Genomic DNA, 20,406 nt, shown 5'->3' with positions numbered 1-20,406 from the left:
CCGCAAAAAAGCCTCCATAGCGTTTCGCGCCATGGAGGCTTTTTTCATTACAGCGCGGCTTTGACGGCGGCGGCCAGGGAGATGGTCGGGTGGCCGATCAGTTTGCCCAGCACGCCGCTGTCGTCGAACAGTGCGCCTTTGGCGGCCTGGGCGTCGGAGTCGGCGATCAGTTCGGCCAGCGGCGCCGGCAGGCCGACGTTCAGCAGCAGCGCGGCATAGGCCTGCTGCGGCAGGTTGTGGAACGGGATCTCCTTGCCGGTCTGGCGCGACACTTCCGCCGCCAGCTCCGCCAGCGTGAACGCGGTATCGCCCGCCAGCTCATACACCTGCGCCACCGCACCACCGCTTGCCAGCACCACCGCTGCCGCTTCGGCGTAGTCCGCGCGCGCCGCCGCGGCGATGCGGCCGTCGCCGGCGCCGCCGGCCAGCGCGCCGTGGGCGATCGCGCCGCCCAGGCTGACCGTGTAGTTTTCCACATACCAGCCGTTGCGCAGCAAGGTGTACGGCAGGCCCGAGGCGCGCACCGCCTCCTCGGTCTCGCGGTGCTCAGGCGCCAGGCCCAGCGTCGAGCGGTCGGCGTGCAGCACGCTGGTGTAGGCCAGAAGGCCGACCTTGGCGCGGGCGGCGGCGTCGATCACATTGCGGTGCTGCGGCACGCGGTTGCCCAGTTCGTTCGATGAAATCAGCAGCACCTTGGTGGCGCCCTGGAAGGCGGCGTCCAGCGAGGCCGGATCGGTGTAGTCGGCGCGGCGCACCGCCACGCCCTGGGCGGCCAAGTCGGCGGCCTTGGCCGGGTCGCGCACGGCGGCGACGATCTGCGCCGCAGGGACGCGCTTCAGCAGTTGGGAAATAACCAGGCGGCCCAGTTGGCCGGTGGCGCCAGTAACGATAATCATGAGGTTTCTCCTAAAAAGTGGATGAAGCCATCATATAGTCTATACTTACGAATTGTAAGTACGCACATTTTAGTAAGTACCCCTTGGAGCTTCCGATGACCAGCAAATCCCTGCGCAAGACCATCCAGCAACTCAACCAGGACCCGCAGCGCGCCCAGGTGATGGCGGCCGACTGCCCATCGCGCGCCGTGCTCGGCCACATCACCAGCCGCTGGGGCGTGCTGGTGCTGGTGATGCTGCTGGAACGCACCCACCGCTTCAGCGAACTGCGCCGCGCCGTGGGCGGCGTCAGCGAAAAGATGCTGGCGCAGACGCTGGACGCCCTCGCCTACGACGGCATGGTGCTGCGCGTGGCGCATCAGGTGGTGCCGCCGCACGTCGAATACAGCCTGACGCCGCTGGGCCGCGAGGCCGCCGAGCGGCTGGAAGTGCTGGTCGACTGGATCGAGGACAATTTCCCGCTGATCCAGCAGGCACAGGACGCTGCCGCACTGAAAGCCGCATAAGCCCTCTCCGCGGGTAGCGATCTTGTAATACACTGGTCTCCACGCCGCACTGCGGAGCCGTACCTGATACACATGATGCCGCCGTTCTCAGCCGATCAGCCGCACACCATCCTGCTAGCCGTCAGCACGGCCTACGATACTGTCGCGCTGCGGCGCATGCTGGCGCGGCATAATTTCGAAGTGCAAGCCGTCAGCCGCGGCGACGAGGCGCTGGCCGCCGTCCGCAGCGGCAAGATCGCGCTGGCCCTGCTCGACGTGACGCTGGCCGGCAGCGCCGCCCTTGAATTGTGTCCGCGCCTGCAACAGGCCAGCGCCCATCCGCTGCCGGTATTCCTGCTGTCCGCCCAGGCCAGCGACGAGGAGCGCCAGCGCGCCCAGGAAGCCGGCGCCACCGCCTACCTGCCGATGAGCTTCAACGCCGACGACCTGGCGGAAAAAATCCTGCTGCACCTGCAGGTGGTGGCGCCGGCGCCGGTGCTGTCCGGCATGCCGACCATGGCGACGCTGGAAGTCAACTACCACACCATGCTGTCCGGCTCGCCGGACGCCATCCTGTTGATGCAGCGCGGCAGCTACCGCATTCTCGACATCAACCGCGGCACGCGCCAGCTGTTCGGCATGACCGAAACCGAACTGGTGCAAACCAGCCTGCTGGCGCTGTGCCCGACGCTGCAGCCGGACGGCCAGCCCAGCGACCACGTGCTGGCGGTGCTGGTGGAACAGATCATGGCTGGCGAACTGCAGGTGTTCGAGCTGGAAATGCGCCACAGCACCGGCCGCCCGATCGCCTGCGAAGTGCGGATGGTGCCGCTGACCACCGCCGAGCACCGGCTGATGCACGTGCGCATCGTCGACGTCACGCCGCGCAGGCTGGCCGCCGCCCTGCGCGACGGCAAGAACGAACTGCTGGAAATGATCGCGCGCGGCGCGCCGCTGTCCGAAACGCTGGACAAGCTGGTGCGCCTGATCGAAGCCCAGATCGACGGCGGCCACTGCACCGTGATGTTGCTCAATCCGGACGGCGTCACCGTCCACAGCGCGGCCGGCCCCAGCATGCCGCGCGACTACCTGGCGGCGCTCAACGGCCTGCCGATCGGCCCGGCGGCCGGCTCCTGCGGCACCGCCATGTTCCGCAAGGAGACGGTGATCGTCAGCGACATCCTCAACGATCCGCTGTGGGCGCCCTACCGCAACGCCGCCGCCCATTACGGGCTGCGCGCCTGCTGGTCGATGCCTATCCTGCTGGACCAGGACACCGTGCTCGGCTCGTTCGCCATGTACTACCAGGAAGTGCGCTCGCCCGACGACGATGACCGCCGCCTGATCCACACCGCCACCCACCTGGCCGGCATCGCCATCGCCCGCACCCGGCGCGAGGAAGAGTTGCGGCGCCACCGCGAGCACCTGGAGGAGCTGGTGGCGGCGCGCACCGCCGAGCTGCGCCAGGCCAAGGAAGACGCCGAACACGTCAACGAGGAACTCAGCACCGCGCTGGACAACCTCAGCATGACGCAGGAGGAACTGGTGCGGCGCGACAAGCTGGCCGCGCTGGGCGCGCTGGTGGCCGGCGTCGCCCACGAGCTGAACACGCCGATCGGCAACAGCCTGACCATGGCCGGCAGCATGAGCGAGCGCACCGCCGAACTGCGGCGCGATCTCGACAGCGGCCTGCGCAAGTCGGTGCTGGCCGCGTATCTGGAACAGGCCGCCAGCGCCGACGAAGTGGTGCTGCGCAACCTGAAGCGCGCCGCCGCGCTGGTCGACAGCTTCAAGCGCATCGCGGTGGACGGCGCCGGCAGCCAGCGCAGCCGCTTCGTGCTGGGCGACGTGGTGGCGGCGCTGCTGCAATCGGTGCAGACCGAGGTGCGCAAGCGCGAACTGGAGCTGATCGAGGATGTCGACCACTGGCTGGAGCTCGACAGCTATCCGGGTCCCCTGACGCAGGCGCTGCACCACCTGATCGACAACAGCCTGGTGCACGGCTTCAGCGGCCGCGGCAACGGCCAGGGCAGCATCACGCTGTCCGCGCACGACAGCGGCAACGGCGAAATCACCATCACCCTGAGCGATACCGGGGCCGGCATCGCGGCGGACAACCTGCCGCGCATTTACGATCCCTTCTTCACCACGCGCATGGGAGCGGGCGGCTCGGGACTCGGTTTGTATATCACACACAACATCGTCACCGGCGTGCTCGGCGGCCGGATCGAAGCCGCCAGCACGCCGGGACGCGGCACCAGCGTCATGCTGCGCATCCCGAAAGTGGCGCCGTTGTAGGCGTCGTGAAGATTTTTCCGCATCGCAACTGTTGCAGCCGTATAATGGACTATGACAGACCGGCAAGCAGCCGGCCACCAGCGGAGACTCGCAGCCATGCCCTCGAATCCTGTTTCGTCCAGGACAATCAAAGTCGCACCCCTGCGCTGCGAGTTCTGCGATGCGGCGACTGAAAACGATTTCTTGCGCCATCACCTGGCCACCACGCAGGCCCAGTTGCGCGTCACCTTCCTGTTCTGCGCGCTGTTTTACCTGTGCTTTGCCGTCACCGACCTGATCTGGGTCGGCTATGAACTGAAAACCTGCTTGCTGGTGGGCGCGCGCGTGGCCGTGGCCGCCGTGGTGCTGACCTGCCTGGCCATGCTGAAGCGGCGGCCGGACTCCCTCTCCTTCACGCGCGTGGCCGCGAATATCGTCGAAGTGGCCGGCGCGGCCGGCTTCCTGCTGATCGCGGCGCTGCGGCCGAACGAGTTTTCGCTGCACGCGATGTCGATGTCCATCGTGCTGATCGTCATCTACATCTACATTCCGAACCGGCTGGCCTACGCGGCGGCGATCGCGGCGGCGGCCACCGCGGCCTTCATCTGGCTGGCGTGGTGGCAAGGCGGCGTGCACGGCATGGAGCTGGGCACCATGGCCGCGCTGCTGGTGCTGGGCAATGTGTTCGGCTATGTGGCGGCGCGGCGCTACCAGATGCTGTCGCGCGAGGAATACAGCGCCCAGATGGTGCTGAAAAACCTGTCGGTGCGCGATCCGCTGACCGGCTGCTACAACCGGCGCCACCTGCACGAACAGCTGCTGGAAACGGAAATCTCGCGCGCCCAGCGCTACCGCCTGAGCCTGACCGTCATCATGAGCGACCTGGACCACTTCAAGGCGGTCAACGACACCTACGGCCATTATGGCGGCGACGCCGTGCTGCAACGCTTCGCGGCGCTGCTGCAATCGATGACGCGCGACAGCATCGACAGCGTGGTGCGCTACGGCGGCGAGGAATTCCTGCTGATCCTGCCGGAAACCGACCTGGCCGGCGGCGAACTGCTGGCCGAGCGCCTGCGCCAGACGCTGGCCGCCACGCCGGTCGCGCACCAGGGCCAGCAGATTACGGTGACGGCCAGTTTCGGCGTCGCCAGCGTGGATTTCGCCACCTCCACCCATGCCGCGCACCTCAATATGATCGCGGCGGCCGACGATTTGCTGTACGCTGCGAAAAACAGCGGCCGCAATCGCGTCTGCGCCCAACAACTGGTGTAAGGCATGAAGAGATCGAAACTGAAACTGGCCATGGTCCTGGCGCTGTGCTGCGGCACGCTGACGGCGGCGCCGGCGCCATGGTGGAAGTGGCGCAGCAAGATCGACGGCGTACTGATCTGCTCGCAAACGCCGCTGGGGGAAGGCTGGGACCGCGCTTACGGTCCCTTCAAAGATGCCCGTTGCGAAAAATTAATTGTTATTCGATAATCAAATTATAAAAACACGGTTGAACCGGAAGCGTTGCATCCCTACATTTCTTATGAGGAGACAGTATGTTTACGAATCCAGAGCAATTTGCCAACGCCACCAAGGCGCTGTTTGAATTCCAGCTTGAAACCTTCAACACCCTGACCAGCAAGACCGTGCAGGGCGTGGAGCAAGTCATTGCGCTCAACCTGTCCACCGCCAAGTCGCAACTTGAAGGCGGCCTGGCCACCGGCAAGGAGATGAGCCAGGCGGCCGACGCCAAGGCCGCCATCAAGGCTGCCGCCGACCAGATTCAACCTGGCGTCGCCAGCGCCGCCGCCTACAACCAGCAGCTGGGCGACATCATCGCCGAGATCCGTGAAGAATTCACCCGCGCCGCCGACGCCCACGTGGCCGAAGCCAAGAGCAACCTCAGCGCGCTGATCTACGACGTCACCAAGAACGTGCGTCCCGGTTCGGAAAACGCCGTCAACATCGTCAAGACCGCGATCGACAACGCCTTCGCCGGCTACGAGCAGGTGACCAAGGCCACCAAGCAGGCGGTACAGGCCGTCGAAGCGGAAATCGCCAAGGCCAACGCCCTCGTCGCCAAGAAATAACCTCCGGGGTCAGGTCCCTCATTTCTACACGAGCCCGGCCGTAACGCGCGTTACGGCCGGGCTCGTGTAGAAATGAGGGACCTGACCCCGGATTTTTTTTGCTGTGCAAACGGGGAGGAACGGGATACACTGTACATAAATACAGTCTATCGCCTTCGTTCCTCCTCGCTGCAATGATCAAAGTTCTGGAAAATCCGTTCTACTACCTGGAGAATTTTCACCAGGTATTGACCTGGATCGGCGAACGCTACGACGATCTGCTGACCGGCGACGAACGCCAGTTCCTCGCCGCCTTCCCTGCCCTGCCGCAAGCCTCGCGCGCGCTGTTCGTGCGCATGGTGATGCGCAAGGGGACGATTTTCCGCGCCAGCAAACTGGTCTACGCCGAAATCGGCAGCACCCACGAAGCGGCCCGGCCGCTGGCCGAACTCGGCCTGATCGAGGAAGATCCGTCGCTGGGCCTGGACGAGCTGTTCGACCTGCTGCAAAAGCCGGAAATCGTCAAAGTGTTCCAGCTGGGCGCGCACGTCAAGCACCTGCGCAAGGCCGATCAGCTGGAAGCGCTGCGCGAAGAATACGACAGCGCACACCGCTTCTCCGGCTGGTACGCCAACTCCGGCGACCACGTCTACCGCAACCTGACGCAGCAACTGTGCGACCGCCTGCGCCTTATCTTCTTCGGCAACTACCACCAGGATTGGACCGACTTCGTGCTGTCCGACCTTGGCATCTACCAGTACGAAAAGGTGGAGTTCTCGCCGGCCGCGCGCGGTTTCCGCAGCCGCCGCGACATCGACGACTTCCTCGCCATCCACCAGTGTCACGAACGCTTTGCCGAAGGCGAGGAACCGGCCGCCGTGATCCGCGACCTGCCGCCCTGCGCGGCGGACAACGAATGGCTGCGCAGCCGCCGCAACAAGCTGCTGTTCGCCATCGCCCAGCACGTGGAAAAGCTGCGCGACTGGCCCGCCGCGCACGCGATGTATGCGGATTGCGATTATCCCGGCGCCCGCGCCCGCGCCATCCGCGTGCTGGAAAAGAACGAGCAGCCGCGTGAAGCCTTCGACCTGCTGCAAACCGCGCTGCAGGCGCCGGAGAGCGAAGCCGAACGCCAGCAGCTGCTGCGCATGGCGCCGCGCCTGGCGCGCAAGCTGGGCCACGCCAAGCCGCCGCCGGTGACGCTGGCGCAGGCCCGGCGCATCGACCTCAGCCTGCCGCCGCCGGAGGAAGCCAGCTACGTGGAATTCGTCGTGCGCGACCACCTGAGCAAGGAGGACGCGCCGGTCTACTACGTCGAGAATTCGCTGATGAATTCGCTGTTCGGCCTGCTGTGCTGGGAGGCGGTGTTCTCGCCGATACCCGGCGCCTTCTTCCATCCCTACCATCGCGGCCCGGCCGACCTGCACAGCGCCGATTTCCAGCGCCGCCGCGCGCAGCAGTTCAACGCCGCGCTGTCGCAGCTGGACGATGAGCAGTACCGCGCCACCATCCGCGCCAACTTCGCCTTCAAGTACGGCATCCAGTCGCCGTTCGTGTTCTGGGAGGCGATCGACGAGGAGCTGCTGGACCTGGCGCTGGACTGCATCCCCGCGCAGCACCTGAAGCGCGCCTTCGAGCGCATCCTGCTGGACATCAAGTCCAACCGCAGCGGCTTCCCGGACCTGATCCAGTTCTGGCCGGCCGAGCGCCGCTACAACATGATCGAAGTCAAGGGCCCGGGCGACCGCCTGCAGGACAACCAGCTGCGCTGGATCGAATACTGCGCCGCGCACCAGATGCCGATCTCGGTCTGCTACCTGCAGTGGGCGGCATGACGCAGCCGGCCCGCTACACCGTCGCCGTGCGCGCGCTGTGCGAGTTCACCGCCAAGGCCGGCGACCTCGATCTGCGCTTCACGCCCTCGCCCACCGCGCAGGAAGGCATCGCCGGCCATGGCGTGGTGACGGCGCGCCGCGACGACGACTACCAGACCGAGATTGCGCTGTCCGGCGACTTCGGCCCGCTGCACGTGCGCGGCCGCGCCGACGGCTACGACATCCGCGCCAACCGCCTGGAGGAAATCAAGACCTATCGCGGCGACCTGAAAAAGATGCCGGACAACCAGCGCGCGCTGCACTGGGCGCAGGTAAAAATCTACGGCCACCTGCTGTGCCAGGACCAGGGACTCGACAAGGTGCGCCTGGCGCTGGTGTATTTCGACATCGGCAGCCAGAAGGAAACCGTGCTGCACGAGGACCACAGCGCCGCCGGCCTGCAAGCCTACTTCGAACAGCAGTGCGGCCTGTTCCTGCAATGGGCAGAGCAGGAAATGGCGCACCGCGCGGAACGCGACCAGCAGCTGAAGGCGATGCGCTTCCCCTACGCCGATTTCCGTCCCGGCCAGCGCCAGCTCGCCGAAGCCATGTACCGCGCCAGCAACCGCAAGGTGTGCCTGCTGGCGCAAGCGCCGACCGGCATCGGCAAAACCGTCGGCAGCCTGTTCCCGATGCTGAAGGCCAGCGCCGAACATGGCGTCGACAAGATCTTCTTCCTGGCCGCGAAAACCTCGGGCCGGCAGATGGCGCTCGATGCAGTGGACCTGATCCGCGAAGGCGCGCCACTGCTGCCCTTGCGCACGCTGGAGCTGGCCGCCAAGAGCACCGCCTGCGTCAATCCGGACAAGGCCTGCCACGGCGATTCCTGCCCGCTGGCCAAGGGCTTTTACGACCGCCTGCCGGCCGCGCGCGAATCGGCGCTGGCGATCATGGCGCCGTCCGCGAACGGCAGCGCGCCGCCGGCGCTGGACCGCGATACGCTGCGCGCCATCGCCCTCGCCCACAACGTCTGTCCGTATTATTTGAGCAGCGAGATGGCGCGCTGGAGCGACATCGTCATCGGCGACTACAACTACTACTTCGACATCAGCGCCATGCTGCACAGCCTGACGCAGCTCAACGACTGGAAGGTCAACGTGCTGGTGGACGAAGCGCACAATATGGTGTCCCGCGCGCGCAAGATGTATTCGGCCGACATGGAGCACGACAGCCTGCGCCTGCTGCGCAAGATCGTCCCCGACGAGTTGAAAAAACCGCTGGACCGCGTGCACAAGCAATGGAACCAGCTGGAGAAAGACCAGGCGACCGAGTACCAGTCCTACGCCGAGCTGCCGGACAAATTCATGGGCGCCTTGCAAACGGCGTCCACCGCCATCTCCGACTACATGGCCGACCATCCGGGCTACGTGGAGCCGGACCTGCAAAGCTTCTACTTCAATGCGCTGATGTTTGCGCGGCTGGCCGAAAGCTTCGGCGACCATGCGCTGTTCGATATCGAAAAGGCCGCCGGTGCGCGCGCCAGCAACAGCAACTCGGTGCTCTGCATCCGCAACATCGTGCCGGCGCCGTACCTGAAGCCGCGCTTTGAAAGCACGCATACCACGGCGCTGTTCTCGGCCACGCTCAGTCCATGGAATTATTTCGGCGACATGCTCGGCATGCCGGAGACTACCGCCTGGGTGGACGTGGAATCGCCGTTCGTGGCGGAACAGCTGTCGGTGCAAGTGGCGGCGCACATCTCGACGCGCTACGCCCATCGCCAGCAATCGCTGCGGCCCATCGCGGAGCTGATGGGCAAGCAGTACGCGCAACAGCGTGGCAACTACCTGGCCTTCTTCAGCAGCTTCGATTACATGGAAAAAGCCGCCAACCAGTTCAGCGAGCTGCATCCTGACGTGCCGGTGTGGCGCCAGTCGCGCCGCATGGACGAGGCGGAGCGCGCGCAGTTCCTGGAACGCTTCACGCTCGACAGCGAAGGCATCGGCTTCGCCGTGCTGGGCGGCTCGTTCGGCGAAGGCGTCGACTTGCCGGGCGCGCGGCTGATCGGCGCGTTTGTCGCCACGCTCGGCCTGCCGCAGATTAATCCGGTCAACGAGCAGATACGGGCGCGCATGGAAACCATCTTCGGCGCCGGCTACGACTACACCTACACCTATCCCGGCATGCAGAAAGTGGTGCAGGCCGCCGGCCGCGTGATCCGCACGCAATCCGATCGCGGCACCGTCTACCTGATCGACGACCGCTTCGGCCGGCCGGAAATCCAGGAACTGATGCCCAGTTGGTGGCGCGTAGAACGCCATTCGCCCCTCGCAATCAACGGTTCATCGGAAAACGCCGACGCCTGAGCAGCGGCGTGCGATAAGATTGCGTTTATCGCAACGACACGGAGCCGATCATGAAAAAGCTGGGAATCTTGTTATTTGCCTTGACTAGCATGGCGCACGCGGCCGACGACGCCGCCCTCACCGCCACGATTGCACAGCTGGACACGGACATGTTCAATGCCTTCAACCAGTGCGACAAGCCAGGGCAGCTGGACAAGTACGCCAGCTACTTCGACACCAATATCGAGTTCTATCACGATAACGGCGGCGTCACCTGGACGCGCGACGCCATGATTGCCAACACCCGCAACAACGTCTGCGGCAATTATCGCCGCGAGCTGGTGCCGGGCAGCTTGAAGGTGGTGCCGGTGAAGGACTTTGGCGCCATCGCCACCGGCTCGCACATCTTCTGTCACTTCAGCAGCAACAAGTGCGAAGGCATCGCCGAATTCACCATCATCTGGCGGCTGCGTGACGGCGTGTGGCAAGTCACCCGCGCGCTCAGTTACGGGCACCGCTCCAACAAATAATTAATTTGGCCGGCCGCTCCGGCCATCATTTTTTATCAAGAATTTTATCCAGGAGTTCCTGCGGAATCTGCTGCCCATTCGCGCTCAGGGCGCGGATGGTCTCGTGCAGAAGCTGGAGCTTCTGTACCTTCAGCACCGCGCCGGCAATGATGCCGACTATCGGAATCAGCAGCGCAACAATCGGAATTAATATCGGGGACACCGTGGTAAGCCAATCCATCTTTTTTCTCCTTTGGTAAGCGATGCAGCGTTACTGCATCACGGTCTTGATTTTCTGATAGCCGGTACGACTGATGGGCAGTTTGCTGCCATCCTTGAGGACTGCCGCATAACTGTCCTTGGTGGCCTGCTCGATGCGGTCCACAAACGCGATGTTGACGATGTACGAACGGTGAATGCGCAGGAACTGCTCGCCATCCAGCTGTTCCTCCAGCTCCGACATGCGCTGGTTCTTCAGATACGACTTGCCTTCCGAACGGATCTGCACATAATCGTCCTGCGCCTCGACATGTTCGATCTTGTCGGCATTGATGACGTGGACCTTGGCGCCATCGCGTATCAGCACGCGGCCCAGCGGCTTGTTGCGGCCGGTGGCTTCGCGCACCATCTTCTCGACCGCGCCATCGCCGGCGCCGAGATTGGCGCGCGCATGCGCCAGCGCCTGGTCGAAACGCTGCTGACTGAAAGGCTTCAGCAGATAATCCAGCGCATGGAATTCAAACGCCTTGATCGCATACTGGTCGAACGCCGTGGCGAAGATGTAGCGCGTCTTGCTGCCCGCCAGTTCCGCCACCTCGAAGCCGTCCAGCTTCGGCATCTGGATATCCAGGAACACCAGGTCCGGCGACAGCTCGGTAATCGCTTTCACCGCCTCGAAGCCGTTGGCACATTCAGCCACGATCTCCACGTCCGCATGCTCGGACAGATATTCGCGCACCACGCCGCGCGCCAGCATTTCGTCGTCCACAATGATGATACGCATTGCCCTACTCCCCTTCTTCGCTCGTTTGCGCGGGCATTGTGATGTCCACGCCAAAGCTGTTGTCCTTCCGGCCCCAATGGATGCCGGCTTCGTGTTTGTAGGCGCCCGACAGGCGCTGGCGCACATTGGTCAAGCCGATGCCGTGGCCTTCGCTGCGGATCGACGCCATATCCTCGTCCACCGGATTGGCGACGCCGATATGCAGTATCGATCCGGCGCGCCGCGCGGTGATGCGCACCGTGCCGCCTTCCGGCATATTGCAGATGCCGTGCTTGACGGCGTTCTCCACCAGCGGCTGGATGATCATCGGCGGCACCAGGCATTCGGCCGCGCCTTCCCCCATCACTTCCTCCACCCGCAAGCGTTCGCCGAAGCGCACCTGCTCGATCGCCAGGAAGTGGCGGATTAAAATCATCTCCTCGCCCAGCGTGACTTTCTTGTGCGCTTCCATCCCCAGGCTCTGACGGAAGAAGCTGGCCAGCTCCAGCGTCATGCGCCGCGCCGCCTTGGGATCTTGCGACGTCAGCGCACTGATCGAATTCAGGCTGTTGAACAGAAAGTGCGGATCGATCTGCGTGCGCAGCATGCGTAGCTCGGCCTCCTGCGCCATCAGCAGCGATTCCAGCTCGCGCTGCTCGGCGTTCTTGGCGCGCACGAACTCGATCACCAGATAATGCAGCGCCGCCGCAAAGCCATACAGCAGCACGCCCAGTGCAACAATCAGCATCGACAGGTGCGGCGTAATCTCGATGCCGCTCCAGCGTGTCCCGAGCAGCAGGCAAAGCCCGTTCCACAGATTGCCGATCACCAGCCACAGAAAGCCCGACACCACCGCCGCAAACGTCAGTACCAGCGCGATCTGCCCCGGCCGGTGTCCGCCGAGCGGATAGGCGCGGCACAGGTAGTAGGCCGAATAGCCCGCCGCGAAGGCGTACACCAGGTTCAGCGGAATGGCGAACAGCATGGCGTTGGCCAGCGGCGTGTCGCTGGCCACGGAGATCACGCCGCCAAGCGCGCAGCCGAGGAACAGCCACACCAGCAGGTAGATGACCAAGCCGCGCCGGGTGGAGGAAATCTCCAGCATCAGTTACGCACTTCCAGTCCGCCCATGATCACGTAGCCGCGCACGATCAGCTGCTTGCCGGTGCTGGTGGGCGGCACGGTCTTCTCTTCAAAGCCGCCCATGATCGGCGTACCGTCCAGCACCACGGTCCAGTCGACCGGCACCTTGATGGTGATGCCGCCGAACAGCGCGTAGACATTCAGCACAGCCTCGCCGTTGATCGACGACTGGCGCAGGTCCAGGTCGCAGCCGCCCATGATGGCGGTGATCTCGCCGCCCCGGAATTCCGGCGTGGTGATGCGGCGCTTGAAGCTGCCCATGATGGCGGTGGCGTTGATCAGCGTATCGTCGCTGTCCTTGTGGTTGTCCGAGAAGATGGCGGTGGACGAGGCCTCGGCGCGCCGGCTGGATTTGAATACCACCGCCACGCCGGCAATGATCATGAACACCGGCCACAAGGTGCGCCAGTCGATGTCCAGCCAGCCCATTTCCTTCAGCATGAACAGACAGCCCGCCAGTATCAGCATGCCGCCCACCACGACGCCGGACTGGGTGCGGGTCTGCAGCACTTTGAGGATGCCGGCCACGATCAGGATGGTCGGGAAGACGTGGATGCGGAAATCGAAGTCCAGCCAGCCCAGGTTATCGAGCAGGAACATCATGCCGACGCCGATGACGAACAGGCCGATGATCATCTGCGTGGCGGGATTGCGCTCGCGGCGACGGCTTTTCATGCTTGCTCCTTGACCGATGGTGGGAAGATATTATCCAGCAGTGGGCGCAGCATCATGCCCACGCCCCAGGCCACCAGCAGCGCCGGCCAGGTCTGGCCGAAGCCCAGGCCCCAGATGTGGTTGAAGGAGACGTACCACCAGCCGGCGAAGAAGATCTCCCACCAGCCTTCGGTGAAGTGGCGCGAGGTGGTTGGCGGGATGATCTTGGTGATGCCGCTGACCACGACCAGCCAGGGCCACCAGCGCCAGAAGTGCGCCGGGTTCAGGTCGATGTCCAGGATGTCGAATTGCGCCAGCAGGATGACGGTCCCGGCGATAATCAGTGCCAGGCCCCAGACCAGCTGTTTGCGCCAGCGGTAAGCAGTTTCTACGTTCATGTTAGTCCCCCAAGTCGGTATGAATGGAACAATACCGGGGAACGGCTGGCGGGGAAACCGCTATTCGGCGAACGGCGGAAAAGCGCCGGTGAACGGCGAAAAAAAACGCACGCCGTCGGCCGGGTGCGTTTTGGGGACGGTCAGTTGCGGCCGTTGCCGACTTTTTGTTCGAAGGCCATCAGGCCCCAGCCGAGCTGGCGGCGGATTTCTTCCGGCGTTGGCGGCGGTTTCACCTCGTGCGAACGGCGCTCAAGATAGGCACGTACCACGTGCTTCGAAGGGTGAGTAGTCTGCGTCATGATGACCTCCATGCGGCGGCAACATCGTTGATCTGGTGCCGGTACTTGAGGCTACCGGCTTACCTGCTGCCGAGCTGCTCATCCTTGGGAGATGCGCTCCAGGCACGCAAGGCCAGTGTAGCCACGCGCCCGATTTCGCTCTGTACGGGCCCGCACACTACTACTGCTCAGAGTTTTTGCTGCAAAAACTCCAGGAAGCAGCTGATGCGCTGCGCCAGCAGCGTGTTGCGGTAGTAGACCGCGTGGATCTGCTGACGATAGCCGGTGTAGTCGGCTTCCAGCACCTTGACCAGGCGGCCGGCCGCGATGTCGTCGCGGGTCATGAAGTCCGCCAGGCAGACGATGCCCTGGCCCGCCAGCGCCAGCTGGCGCAGCGTTTCGCCGCTGGACGCCGACAGCGACGGCGTCACCGGCAGGCTGTTGCCGCTGGCGTGACGCAACGGCCACTGGTTGCCCAGTTCATACTGCACAAAGCCTAGCAGCGAGTGCTGCGCCAGATCTTCCGGCGTTTGCGGCGTGCCGTGGCGCGCCAGGTATTCCGGGCTGGCCAGCACGTACAGCGGACTGGAAGTGAGGGCGCGCGCGTGCAGCGTCGAATCATTCAGCGCGCCGATGCGGATGGCGATGTCGGTACGGTGCTCGATCAGGTCGGCGATCTGGTCGTTGCTGCTCAACTCCAGGCGGATGTCCGGATACATGGCGCGGAATTCGGCCATGTGCGGCACCACGCAATGCAGCATGAACGGCGAGGCGGCGTCGATGCACAGGCGGCCGGCCGGCTTCTGGCGGCGGATGCGGATGGTTTCTTCGGCCTCCTCCATCGCGCCGAGGATGGCGCGGGCCTTTTCCAGGAACAGGTGGCCTTCTTCGGTCAGCTCCATGCGGCGCGTGGTGCGCGTCAGCAGCGAGGTGGCCAGCTTGTCCTCCAGCCGCGACAACGCGCGGCTGACGCCGGACGTGGTCTGCCCGAGATGCACCGACGCCGCGCTCAAGGTGCCGCTGTCGATGACGGTGATGAAGGTTTTTAAATCGTCCGAATTGATTTCCACGGGTGTTCCATCCTTACGCCACATAGAGCATGACAGCGCCGAAGTGGCATGCGCTGCCGCCCAGTACAAACAAATGCCAGACGCCGTGCCCGTAGCGCCATTTGTGGTCGGTGACAAAGAAGGCGATGCCCACGGTGTACACCAGGCCACCTACCGCCAGCCACATAAAACCGTTCCAGCCCAGCGCATCGATCAGCGGACTGGCGCCGATCACGCCCACCCAGCCCATCGCCACGTAGATCAATAGCGAAAGCACGCGCGCGCCTTTGGCGAACAGTAGCTCCTGCACGATGCCGATCAGCGCCAGCCCCCACACCACGCCGAACAGCGACCAGCCCCACGCGCCGCGCAGGCTGACCAGCGTGAACGGCGTGTAGCTGCCGGCGATCAGCAGGTAGATGGCGCAATAGTCCATCTGCCGCAGTACGTCCTTGGCGCGGCCGCGCAGGCTGTGGTACAGCGTCGACGTCAGGTACAGCGCCAGCAAGGTGGCGGCGTAGATGCTGCAACTGACGACCTTCCAGGCGTCGCCGCTGCGGGCGGCCTGGACGATCAGCAGTGTGCCGCCGATGGCGGCCAGCGCAGCGCCGACGGTGTGCGTGATGCTGTTGAAGCGCTCTCCGTAATACATATGTGGTTCCAATGCACAGGTGGCTGCGGCTGGGATAGCTGCGGCCACAGGCATTGTATAGCGCTATGCAGCTTCTCGCCGCCGGTTTCAAGCCGCTACCCGCGTCGCGCTACCTTTGGTGTCGCCGCGCACGACCGTGCTTTCTTGCTAATTAGCAAAAAATTCATCGTAACATATTTAGAATTTATTCAAAGCAATGTTACAAAATGATATATCTTAATTTGATATGCATCATGGGTTGACGGCATTGCGACATATGTCGCATAATCATCCCATTAGTCGCATAGGAGTAGATATGTCTGTCACGATTCCTTCCGTCAGCGAGCTGACGTTGCTGAAAGTGCTGTGGAAGCAGCAACCGTTGAGCGCGCGCGAAATCCACGATGCCGCGGCCGACGAACTGGGCTGGTCGTTTTCGTCCACCCGCAAGACGCTGGACCGGATGCTGGAGAAGCAGATGATCGGCATGCAGGCGGTGCACGGCATCAATGTCTACAGCGCGCGGCTGGAGAAAGTCGGCACCCTGGCCGCCTTCGCGCACGACTTCGGCCGCCGCGTGATGGAGATGGACGCGCCGCTGCCCGTGGCCATGTTCACCGGCAGCAAACTGGTTGACCAGCAGGAGTTGACGCAGCTGGAGCAGATGCTGCAAGACTGGCCGGCAGACGGCGAATAATGGCGGGCGCTTACCTGTTGGCGCTCCAGTGGCTGCTGGCCTGCGTTGGCTGTGTGGCCGCCGGCATCGCCGCGTGGCTGCTGCTGAACGGCGCCGCGCGCCTGTGGCCGGCCTTGCGGACGCGCCGGGCGGTATGGCTTGCAGCGCAATGCGTAGTCGCCGCCACCGCCGCCCTGCCCTTCCTGCCGCATCGCGCCCAGATAAACCTCACACCACAAATTGACCTCGGCCCCGCCGCCGCCATTGCTACGGCCAGCACGGAGGCCGATGCAGCCGACGCGGTCGCCGTTCCCCGCGCGAACGAGATCGCCGCCGCACGCGCCGTGCCCCCCGCCAACGCCGCGCCGGCCGTCGCGCCACAGGCCACTGGCCACGCCGATTCCGCCGGCGGCGCACTGCCGGTCCTCGCCGCTCTCTGGCTGCTGTTTTACGCCGCCGGCCTGGCCCGTGCCGTCACCAGGCAACTGTGCACACATCGCCTGTGGCGCGGCCTGCTGGCCTCCGCCCAACGCCTGACACCCGCCGAACTGCACGCCCACAACGCATTCACCGCCAGCCAGCTACGCGAAATCGCCCGGCACAAACTGACCGTCCTGCGCACCGACGCAGCCGTCTCGCCCATGCTGATCGGCATCCGCCGCCCGTACCTGCTGCTGCCCGCCCATCTGGGCGCGCTCAGCACCACGCAGCAGCAAATGATCATCGCCCACGAACTGCACCACTGGCGCGTCCGCGATCCACTCTGCCTCGGCATCGCCGCCACCCTGCAGACGATCTTCTGGTTCAATCCCACCCTGCGCTGGATGGCCCGACAAATGGAATGGGCGCTGGAACTCAGCTGCGACCAGCACGTCCTCGCCGGCCGTCCGCAACATCAGCGCAAGCAATACGCCGCCTCCCTGCTCCAGCAATGGACCTCGATGACCCCAACCGGCGTGGCGGCCTTCAACGGCGCCACCATCACCGCGCGCATCCGCCAGATGCAGAGGGACAGCCTGCCGGCACTTAGCACCGCCGCCGCATGGATCACCGCCGCCGCATTGTCAGCCATCCTGGCCATCGGCGCACTGCTGCAACCAGCATTGGCCTTTAGCGTGCCAGCACCAGTCGCACCAACTGCCACAGCGACGCCAATCGCCGAAACCTGGCGCGCACCGCTCGACAAAGTCCGCGTCACCGGCTTTTTCGGCGTCACTCGCAACATTCTGCCGACGCCGCACAAAGGCATCGACTTCGCCGCCGCCAAAGGCACGCCAGTCCACGCCACCGCCAGCGGCACCATCATCTCCGCCGGCCCGCTGGCCGAAAACGACGGCCGCTACGGCAATGCCGTCATCATCGACCATGGCGCGCAACGCTCGCTGTACGCACACCTGAACAGCGTCAGCGTCCAACCAGGGCAGCACGTGCAAGCCGGCCAACTGATCGGCGCCGTCGGCCAGAGCGGCTTCGCCACCGGCCCGCACCTGCACCTCGAAGTGCGGCAGAACGGCCTACTCATTGACCCGGCCACCATGCTCACCAACCTGGACGCCTACGCCACACCGCGCGCCCTCAAGGTCCGCCGCCAGCAACTACCCTCGAAGGGATAAACCATGTCCGTACCACGCATCACCGGCAGCCTGCTGCTGGCGGTCTCCGCTTGCGCCTGCGCGGCTGAAACGCCGGAGCCGCAACAGGTCCAGATCAGCGGTTCGCGCGCCGACCACCGACAGCGCGAGACCACCACCGCCATCGTCATCAACCACGCGGACATCATTCGCCAGGGCGACCAGACGCTGGCCGATGTGCTCAAGCGCCTGCCCGGCGTCAGCATCACCGGCACGCCGGGACAAGGCGGCGCCATCCAGATGCGCGGCCTGGGCAACGGCTACACGCAGATCCTGCTCAACGGCGAGCCGGTGCCCGCCGGCTTTTCGTTGGACGCCATCGCGCCCGAGACCATCGAACGCATCGAGATCCTGCGCAGCGCCACGGCGGAGACAAGCAACCAGGCGGTGGCCGGCGCCATCAACATCATCCTGAAAAAAGCAGCGACACGCGGCCAGCGCGCGATCAGCGCCAGCGTCGCGCGCCAGCATGGCGTCAACACGCCGGCCTTGAGCGCGCAGCTGTCGGATCAAAGCGACGCTTATTCCTACAGCCTCGCCGCCACGCTGACGCGCAAACGCAGCGAGAAGCCGTTCGCCGAATGGCAGGAACAACACGATCCCGCAGGCGTCGCCACGCTGCTGCGCTACACGCTGCAAACCGAATCCGGCCGCACCGACGCGCTGACGCTGACGCCGCGCCTGAACTGGAAGCTGGCCGACGGCGACACGCTCAGTTGGCAAAGCTTCGCCTACGTCCGCCGCGTCGACAACCTGGCGCGCGCCGACGAGACAGCGCTGCTGGGCGAGCATAGCGAGTATCCGCACAACTCGGCCAACTTCGTCGCCAACTTCGTCATGCTGCGCAGCGATGTGAACTGGACGCACCCGCTGTCTAACGGCGACAAGCTGGAAATGAAGCTGGGCGCCAGCAGCAACCGCCGCACCGGCACCTTCGACTTCCACGGCATGGATGCGGATGGCAAGCCACTGGGACGACACCACGTCGATTCCGGGCCGGTGGAGAACAGCGTCACCAGCACCGGCACTTATCGTCATCCGGTCGGCGACAACCATGCGATTGCGCTGGGCTGGGACGCCAGCCACGCGGTGCGCAGCGAGGACCGCAACGAGACGTTGTTCAACGGCGACGGCGTGCAGACCGGCGCCAACAACGCGGACTACACCGCCAACGTCAATCGCCTGGCAGTGTTTGTGCAGGATGAGTGGCAGCTCACCAAGCGCTATTCGCTGTATCTCGGCCTGCGCCACGAGCGGCTGGACACCGCCAGCCGAGCGGTGGCGGCGAATGCGCCGGATGCGCTGGACAGGTCGTCGGCGGTATGGAGTCCTTCGCTGCAGTCTCGCTACGAACTGGCCAGCAAGGATGTGGTGCGCGTGGCTGTCAGCCGCACCTACAAGGCGCCGGAGCTGGTGAAGCTGGTGCCGCGCCGCTATACGAACGATAACAACAACAATCCGACCAACCCGGATGAACAGGGCAATCCGAACCTGCGGCCGGAGCTGGCGTGGGGACTGGACGCGGCGTATGAGCACTACCTGGGCGGCGGTGCGCTGGTCAGCGTCAGCACCTACCTGCGCCGCATCCGCGACGTGACGCAATCACGGCTGTTCCAGCAGGATGGCGTGTGGGTGGAAGCGCCGTTCAACGACGGCAACGCCAGTGCCCATGGCATCGAGCTGGAAGCCAAGATGGCGCTGACCAAGGCGCTGGACGTGCGCGCCAACGTGGCGCGCAACTGGTCGCGCGTGGACAATGTGCCGGGGCCGGACAATCGTCTGGAATCGCAAACGCCGGCCACCGCCAACGTTGGCGCGGACTTTCGCTGGTCCCAGCTGACCGTCGGCGGCAGCCTGAACTACCAGGCCGCCGGCCCGGCGCGCCAGTCCGTGCAGGTGCTGACCGGCACCAGTCCGAAACGGGAACTGGACCTGTACGCCTTGTGGAAGTGGAACGCGAAGACGCAGTTGCGCTTCTCCGCCACCAATCTGCTGCACCAGCAGGCGAGTGAAACCTACAGCTACACCGACAACACCGGCACCATGCGCCGCCTGCGCCTGACGCCAACCCAGGCCACCCTGCGCATCATGCTGGAGCACCAGTTGTAATCAGTGGACGTTGCGGGCGATGTAATACACGGCGGCGGTAAGCCCGGAACATACCGCCGTCATCCAGACCAGCAAGCGCCATGTTTGGGCTTCCATTGCCTTGTAGAGTTCGGTCCGAACCTTCTCGACATCAGCTTGCGTAGCAAAATGCGCCATTGTACCTTTAATGCCGGCAACATCAATTTGCAAAGCGGCTACCGCTTCCTGCAACACGGTCTGCCCTTCCCGCAAAGCTTTCAGCTCCCCTAATATTGCTTCGTTGTTAGCTTGCATGACAGCCGTGCGAACCAGCAAGATTCGCAGCAGGTCTTCCGTAGATGTATTGGCGGCGTCCATAAGGTTAATGATTATCCTCGCACTGTGGCGCGTCAAGCCAAACGACTGTGCAATATCGAATAGATCAAACTTTGCTGTGGTATGGTTGCGGGTTATGACGCATGAATCGTATAAACCATATAAACGCTGCATG

21 protein-coding genes are annotated in these 20,406 nt (G+C 64.3%); 11 read left to right on the top strand and 10 right to left on the bottom strand.

What is annotated here, in order from left to right:
• Window positions 1–47: 47 nt before the first annotated feature.
• A complete protein-coding gene (locus GJ698_RS21600) occupies window positions 48–896 on the bottom strand; it encodes an SDR family oxidoreductase (protein ID WP_154359927.1) in 849 nt (282 codons plus the stop codon).
• Between the two features lie 95 nt (window positions 897–991).
• Here GJ698_RS21600 and GJ698_RS21595 point away from each other — a divergent pair, with 95 nt between their 5' ends.
• From GJ698_RS21595 to GJ698_RS21560, 8 genes are all read left to right on the top strand, one after another.
• Window positions 992–1,402 carry a winged helix-turn-helix transcriptional regulator gene (locus tag GJ698_RS21595; protein WP_154359926.1) on the top strand — a complete coding sequence of 137 codons (411 nt, stop codon included), beginning with the start codon at window positions 992–994 and terminating at the stop codon, window positions 1,400–1,402.
• Window positions 1,403–1,474: 72 nt separating this feature from the next.
• On the top strand, window positions 1,475–3,679 hold the full coding sequence (locus tag GJ698_RS21590; protein ID WP_154359925.1) for an ATP-binding protein: 2,205 nt from the start codon (window positions 1,475–1,477) through the stop codon (window positions 3,677–3,679).
• 183 nt (window positions 3,680–3,862) lie between these two features.
• Window positions 3,863–4,933: a GGDEF domain-containing protein gene (locus tag GJ698_RS21585; RefSeq protein WP_229260110.1), complete on the top strand. Its 1,071-nt coding sequence runs from the start codon at window positions 3,863–3,865 to the stop codon at window positions 4,931–4,933.
• A gap of 3 nt (window positions 4,934–4,936) precedes the next feature.
• Window positions 4,937–5,140 carry a hypothetical protein gene (locus GJ698_RS21580; protein WP_154359923.1) on the top strand — a complete coding sequence of 68 codons (204 nt, stop codon included), beginning with the start codon at window positions 4,937–4,939 and terminating at the stop codon, window positions 5,138–5,140.
• A 65-nt stretch (window positions 5,141–5,205) separates the two neighbouring features.
• Window positions 5,206–5,739 carry a phasin family protein gene (locus GJ698_RS21575; protein WP_154359922.1) on the top strand — a complete coding sequence of 178 codons (534 nt, stop codon included), beginning with the start codon at window positions 5,206–5,208 and terminating at the stop codon, window positions 5,737–5,739.
• A 173-nt stretch (window positions 5,740–5,912) separates the two neighbouring features.
• On the top strand, window positions 5,913–7,553 hold the full coding sequence (locus GJ698_RS21570; RefSeq protein WP_154359921.1) for a VRR-NUC domain-containing protein: 1,641 nt from the start codon (window positions 5,913–5,915) through the stop codon (window positions 7,551–7,553).
• Window positions 7,550–9,898: an ATP-dependent DNA helicase gene (locus GJ698_RS21565; RefSeq protein ID WP_154359920.1), complete on the top strand. Its 2,349-nt coding sequence runs from the start codon at window positions 7,550–7,552 to the stop codon at window positions 9,896–9,898. Before GJ698_RS21570 ends, GJ698_RS21565 begins: the two co-directional genes overlap by 4 nt.
• Before the next feature lie 50 nt (window positions 9,899–9,948).
• Window positions 9,949–10,407 carry a nuclear transport factor 2 family protein gene (locus tag GJ698_RS21560; protein WP_154359919.1) on the top strand — a complete coding sequence of 153 codons (459 nt, stop codon included), beginning with the start codon at window positions 9,949–9,951 and terminating at the stop codon, window positions 10,405–10,407.
• 25 nt (window positions 10,408–10,432) lie between these two features.
• Here GJ698_RS21560 and GJ698_RS21555 read toward each other — a convergent pair whose 3' ends face one another.
• The 8 genes from GJ698_RS21555 to trhA form a co-directional block, all read right to left on the bottom strand.
• On the bottom strand, window positions 10,433–10,627 hold the full coding sequence (locus GJ698_RS21555) for a hypothetical protein (RefSeq protein ID WP_154359918.1): 195 nt from the start codon (window positions 10,625–10,627) through the stop codon (window positions 10,433–10,435).
• 30 nt (window positions 10,628–10,657) lie between these two features.
• Window positions 10,658–11,389 (bottom strand): LytR/AlgR family response regulator transcription factor, encoded by a 732-nt coding sequence (locus tag GJ698_RS21550; RefSeq protein ID WP_154359917.1) that lies wholly within the window; start codon window positions 11,387–11,389, stop codon window positions 10,658–10,660.
• Between the two features lie 4 nt (window positions 11,390–11,393).
• Window positions 11,394–12,473, bottom strand: coding sequence for a sensor histidine kinase (locus tag GJ698_RS21545; protein WP_154359916.1), 1,080 nt, complete (start codon window positions 12,471–12,473; stop codon window positions 11,394–11,396).
• On the bottom strand, window positions 12,473–13,186 hold the full coding sequence (locus tag GJ698_RS21540; protein WP_229260109.1) for a LiaI-LiaF-like domain-containing protein: 714 nt from the start codon (window positions 13,184–13,186) through the stop codon (window positions 12,473–12,475). The genes GJ698_RS21545 and GJ698_RS21540 overlap by 1 nt, the downstream gene beginning before the upstream one ends.
• Entirely contained in the window at window positions 13,183–13,563 is a 381-nt protein-coding gene (locus GJ698_RS21535) for a LiaF transmembrane domain-containing protein (RefSeq protein ID WP_154359915.1), read from the bottom strand. The genes GJ698_RS21540 and GJ698_RS21535 overlap by 4 nt, the downstream gene beginning before the upstream one ends.
• Window positions 13,564–13,703: 140 nt before the next feature.
• On the bottom strand, window positions 13,704–13,862 hold the full coding sequence (locus tag GJ698_RS30530) for a hypothetical protein (protein WP_166454923.1): 159 nt from the start codon (window positions 13,860–13,862) through the stop codon (window positions 13,704–13,706).
• A gap of 167 nt (window positions 13,863–14,029) precedes the next feature.
• Window positions 14,030–14,911 carry a LysR substrate-binding domain-containing protein gene (locus tag GJ698_RS21530; protein WP_371865406.1) on the bottom strand — a complete coding sequence of 294 codons (882 nt, stop codon included), beginning with the start codon at window positions 14,909–14,911 and terminating at the stop codon, window positions 14,030–14,032.
• Between the two features lie 13 nt (window positions 14,912–14,924).
• The gene (trhA, locus tag GJ698_RS21525) at window positions 14,925–15,542 is read right to left on the bottom strand and encodes a PAQR family membrane homeostasis protein TrhA (RefSeq protein ID WP_154359913.1); all 618 of its coding nucleotides are present in this window, start codon (window positions 15,540–15,542) and stop codon (window positions 14,925–14,927) included.
• Window positions 15,543–15,837: 295 nt separating this feature from the next.
• Here trhA and GJ698_RS21520 point away from each other — a divergent pair, with 295 nt between their 5' ends.
• From GJ698_RS21520 to GJ698_RS21510, 3 genes are read left to right on the top strand one after another with little or no spacing between them, the layout of a single operon-like run.
• Window positions 15,838–16,218 (top strand): BlaI/MecI/CopY family transcriptional regulator, encoded by a 381-nt coding sequence (locus GJ698_RS21520; RefSeq protein ID WP_208023861.1) that lies wholly within the window; start codon window positions 15,838–15,840, stop codon window positions 16,216–16,218.
• Window positions 16,218–17,810, top strand: a complete 1,593-nt coding sequence (locus GJ698_RS21515) for a M23/M56 family metallopeptidase (RefSeq protein WP_154359911.1) — start codon at window positions 16,218–16,220, stop codon at window positions 17,808–17,810. The genes GJ698_RS21520 and GJ698_RS21515 overlap by 1 nt, the downstream gene beginning before the upstream one ends.
• 3 nt (window positions 17,811–17,813) lie before the next feature.
• Window positions 17,814–19,937, top strand: coding sequence for a TonB-dependent receptor plug domain-containing protein (locus GJ698_RS21510; RefSeq protein WP_154359910.1), 2,124 nt, complete (start codon window positions 17,814–17,816; stop codon window positions 19,935–19,937).
• Here the strand turns inward: GJ698_RS21510 and GJ698_RS21505 are convergent, their stop codons facing one another.
• Window positions 19,938–20,405, bottom strand: coding sequence for a hypothetical protein (locus GJ698_RS21505; protein WP_166454922.1), 468 nt, complete (start codon window positions 20,403–20,405; stop codon window positions 19,938–19,940). It abuts the gene before it with no gap.
• Window position 20,406 lies beyond the last annotated feature (1 nt).

Source organism: Duganella aquatilis (assembly GCF_009674565.1).
Taxonomy (GTDB): domain Bacteria; phylum Pseudomonadota; class Gammaproteobacteria; order Burkholderiales; family Burkholderiaceae_D; genus Rugamonas; species Rugamonas aquatilis.
Note: the sequence above shows the minus strand (reverse complement) of the source record. Positions and strands in the feature narration are given on the sequence as shown.